Annotated in this window: 4 protein-coding genes; all 4 read left to right on the forward strand. The window is 57.9% G+C overall.

The annotated features are described in order from the left end of the window. Positions 1-532 precede the first annotated feature (532 nt). A complete protein-coding gene (locus NW820_RS10715) occupies positions 533-640 on the forward strand; it encodes a PetM family cytochrome b6-f complex subunit 7 (protein WP_414329137.1) in 108 nt (35 codons plus the stop codon). Positions 641-753: 113 nt separating this feature from the next. Then, positions 754-1728, forward strand: a complete 975-nt coding sequence (locus tag NW820_RS10720) for a ketopantoate reductase family protein (protein WP_414407479.1) — start codon at positions 754-756, stop codon at positions 1726-1728. Between the two features lie 193 nt (positions 1729-1921). Next, entirely contained in the window at positions 1922-2689 is a 768-nt protein-coding gene (locus NW820_RS10725; protein WP_011432494.1) for an SDR family oxidoreductase, read from the forward strand. Between the two features lie 72 nt (positions 2690-2761). Continuing rightward, the gene (locus NW820_RS10730; RefSeq protein WP_414407480.1) at positions 2762-4021 is read left to right on the forward strand and encodes a sensor histidine kinase; all 1260 of its coding nucleotides are present in this window, start codon (positions 2762-2764) and stop codon (positions 4019-4021) included. Positions 4022-4145: the final 124 nt, after the last annotated feature.

The following is a 4145-nucleotide window of genomic DNA, read 5'->3' on the forward strand; positions in this document are numbered from 1 at the left end:
CGACGATGTCGAACCATCCTCGCTCCTGACGCACGCGCCCTACCGCTATGGTCATCTGAACTACTCCTTAAAGACATCTAAATGAATGAGGACATTAATGAAACTACAAAGTTTGCTTCTTCGAAGCAGGAGCGGAGCCTAGGTATAAAGACTCAACTCCTGGGTCTTTTGCCTCAGTTTCCTTGAACGGCTCTTTGGCGAGAACTGCCTGGGAACTTTCCAGTGGGTTAGAATTCCCAGCGCTCCAAGACCCTATCGAGAACCGTTTCCAGGGCTCACGAGGCCCAACAGAGCATTCGAGAGCCACCGGACAAGTTTTACGGCTGTAGGCATTACAATTTAGCCTATGCCGGTAAAGACTTGTAAATTGCTTTCATTATAGAGGTGGATAGCCGGATCTTATCAAGTCCAAGAGAACGCCTGTTTTTCCAGGAGCTAGGTTTGGGTCGCTACACCCTTGGAGTGAAGGCCAGGGCTTGGGATCCGATATCCTGAGAAGGCGATGTATCCCATTTGCGAGGAAGCTGAATCTATGGCTGGCGAGATCTTCACCATTGCTGGACTCTGCATTGTGCTGACCCTGGTGGGCGTGGCACTTGGATATGGGATCCTAAGGGTGACCCAAGGGGGGGCAGAGTAAAGCTGTCGAGGATTTCTCCCGGGCCCGGTATCGGGCCTTGTTACAGCTCCATGTCAATTCCATGTCAATTGGCCACCTGGATATGAGGTGGGTGGCGGAAAGATGATAAACTCATGAAGATTTGTATCGTTGGCGCTGGGGCGGTGGGAAGTCACTTGGCCATATGCCTGGCTCGGTCTGGCTTTCCCGTCAGTGTCGTGGCCCGTGGAGCTCACCTGCAGGCCATCCGCACCCAAGGTCTAAAGCTCATCCGGCAGGGGGATCCCTCCCAAACCTGGGTGGAGCACTTGACGGCCACCGACGACCCGGCTGCCCTGGGCCCACAGGACTGGCTGATAGTGACGGTCAAGGCCCACAGCTTGCCGCAGCTTGCCCCTCGGCTGGGATCCCTGTGTGGCCCAGACACCCCCATTGTGATCGCCCAGAATGGTATCCCCTGGTGGTACTTTTACCGGCATGGGGGCGAGTTTGAGGGGCATTCCCTGACTTCCGTGGATCCAGAAGGGGTTATCGCTGCTCATTTGCCGATAGAGCGGGTGATTGGCTGTGTGGTGTACATTGCCGTGCAGTTGGCAGAGCCGGGAGTGGTCTTGCACACAGGGGGTGGGCGCTACATTCTGGGGGAGCCGGATGGATCTCTGTCAGGGCGGTTGCAGTCCTTGGCCGCCATCTTTGAACAGGCGCAGCTTGCCACCACCCTCACCTCGCAGATTCGGGCCGAGATCTGGCAGAAACTGTGGGGCAACGCTGCCTTCAATCCCATCAGCGCCCTCACCCGGGCTGCTCAAGATGAAATTGCCCAATACCCACCCACCCATGCTCTGGTTCGGTCGGTGATGCGGGAAGTTGAGGCTGTAGCCCAAGCTCTGGGGATCCGGCTGCCGGTCTCTTTGGAAGAGCGGCTAGAAGATGCAGCCCGCGTGGGATCCCATCGCACCTCGATGCTGCAGGATATTGAGCTGGGGCGACGGACGGAGATCGAGGCCATTGTGGGAGCCATCACCGAGTTGGGGCGTTTGGTGGGGGTGCCCACTCCCCATTTGGATACTCTGTATGCTTGCGTCAAGCTGCTGGAGCGCTCTCTTTAGGCTCTTGCAGGGAGCGGTAGGGTCGCTACCGAACGGCAGAGAAACGATTCGTTTGCTGGATCCCAGGCTCCCCCCTGGGGAAGTGGCTCGAACTCTAGAATGGCTGTAGCCTCGAACTGACGAGGAAGCTGAAGGTGGCTGTCCATTTTTCTCCGACTCAACCCAACTGAAATCACAGCATTTGAATTAGCAAATGATGCTTGAAAACTCCATCGTGCTCATCACCGGAGCCAGTAGCGGCATTGGGGCCGCTTGTGCCACCCTTTTTGCCCGTTCTGGAGCCCGCCTGATTCTGGTGGCCCGCCGTCAGGATCGGCTGCAGGAACTGGCTGGGGAATTGCAGCAGGCTTACGGCACTCCTTCCTACCTGCTGGCTTTGGATGTGCGGGATGGGGCAGCCGTGCAGCAGGCGCTTCAATCTTTGCCCTCGCCGTGGGCCAACATCGACATCTTGGTCAACAATGCCGGTTTAAGTCGTGGCTTGGACAAGCTCCACATGGGGGCCTTGCAAGACTGGGAAGAGATGATCGATACCAACCTCAAGGGTCTGCTCTATGTTACCCGCGCCGTTTTGCCCGGCATGGTGGAGCGAGGTCGAGGCCATGTGGTGAACATCGGCTCCATTGCCGGTCGGCAGACCTACCCAGGTGGCGCTGTGTATTGCGCTTCTAAGGCCGCCGTGCGGGCCATCTCCGAGGGGCTGAAGCTGGATTTACTGGGCACCCCCATTCGCGTCACCGAGATTCAGCCGGGCCTGGTGGAAACCGAGTTCAGCCAAGTGCGCTTCCGTGGGGATCGCGCCCGTGCGGCAGCAGTGTATCAGGGCCTCACCCCCTTGACGGCGATGGATGTGGCTGAAGTGGTGGTGTTTGCGGCAACCCGTCCCCCCCACGTGAACATCAGCGAGATCTTGCTTGTGCCCACCGACCAAGCCAGTACCACCCTCGTACATCGTCGATAAGAGGCCGGCAACCGGGCTTTCGCCTCCACTCTTGCTTCCCTGAGCGACAATGGCAGCAAAGGTGGTGGGAACATGGGACTGGAAGCCGGGATCCTGATCGGGTTGGGAATCGGTTTGCTTTGCACGTTGCTCCTGCTGTGGCAAAGTCGGCGTCGTTTCAGCCGCGAATTGCAACGGTTGGGATCCCTGGTGCATCTGGCCATGCCCCTCCACTCCCTGGAACAGATGCTCAGCTTGCTCAGCCGTTATCTTCGCCAACAAGATCTGGATTGGGCCAACCAAAAACAGCAACTGCAAAACTGGCAATACCTGAGTCAGCGGCTCCCTTGGGGATATCTGCGGGTAGACGAAAACAACGTGGTGCTGGAGTGCAATCCTGCCGCCCAGCGCCTGCTGCGCATCAGCCAATGGCAGCCGGGCATCAAGCTCTTGCTGGAATGGGTGCGCTCCTATGAGTTGGATCAGCTCATCGAGGCTACCCGCCGACAGGAGACCGCTGCTCCTGTCCAAAGTCGCGAATGGATTTTCTACCCTTCCGGTGGGGATGGCAAACCGATTCCGCTGCGGGCTTGGGGGTTGCTCCTGCCGCAAGCGCACGTGGCCATTTTTTTAGAAGACCGGCTGGAAGCAAAAATGCTGGCCCAACAGCGGGATCGCTGGGCTTCGGATGTGGCTCACGAGCTGAAAACCCCCCTCACCTCCATTCGCTTGCTGGCCGAAACTTTACAAAGCCGGGTCGATGCCGCTCAAGCAGTCTGGGTGGAACGATTGCTAAATGAAACTCTGCGCCTGAGCCATTTGGTTCAAGACTTGCTCGAACTCAGCGCCCTCAATTTGGGAGCCGCATCCCGCTCCCAATGGCGTTGGGTGGATCTGGCAAGTTTGGTGCGCGAGGCCTGGCAAAGTGTAGAGCCGTTGGCCAAGCCTCGACACCAGGAACTGCACCTGAGCGGATTGTCCCAGATTTACCTCTGGGGAGATGAGCAACGCCTATACCGCCTCATCCTCAATCTCTTGGACAACGCCGTCAAGTATGGCAAGCCCGACTCTCCTATCCATGTGGTGCTTTCGGAGCAGGGATCCCAGGTGCAGTTAGAGGTGTACGATCACGGCCCCGGCCTGCCAGAGGATCAATTTGAGTTGGTCTTCCAGCCCTTTTACCGCACCGACACTGCGCGGGCCCGCAGCAAAGGCGGAACTGGCCTAGGGCTGGCAATTGTGCGACAAATTGTCGAGGTTCACGGGGGCACCATCCAACTGCGCAATCACCCGCAAACCGGTGGGCTGTGGGTTCAGGTGGAACTGCCCCGGAAGCACTTGGATCCCTTGTGAAGCCTATCCGAAAACGCTCGCATCAGTGGCCTGCAGCCGGAGTCTGGCCGAGAATCGCTCAAGATTTCCCTGCTGCAGGGCTATCCATCTCAGGGGTGATCCCCTAGAATTGGGGTAGGTAATC

Origin of the sequence: Synechococcus sp. R55.7, assembly GCF_047461955.1 — a bacterium.
Classification (GTDB): Bacteria; Cyanobacteriota; Cyanobacteriia; order Thermostichales; family Thermostichaceae; genus Thermostichus.

Excerpts from the sequence above, each read along its gene's own strand:
- NW820_RS10715 (WP_414329137.1), top strand. The coding sequence starts at position 533 with ATGGCTGGCGAGATCTTCACCATTGCTGGACTCTGCATTGTGCTGACC.
- NW820_RS10720 (WP_414407479.1), top strand. The coding sequence starts at position 754 with ATGAAGATTTGTATCGTTGGCGCTGGGGCGGTGGGAAGTCACTTGGCC.
- NW820_RS10725 (WP_011432494.1), top strand. The coding sequence starts at position 1,922 with ATGATGCTTGAAAACTCCATCGTGCTCATCACCGGAGCCAGTAGCGGC.
- NW820_RS10730 (WP_414407480.1), top strand. The coding sequence starts at position 2,762 with ATGGGACTGGAAGCCGGGATCCTGATCGGGTTGGGAATCGGTTTGCTT.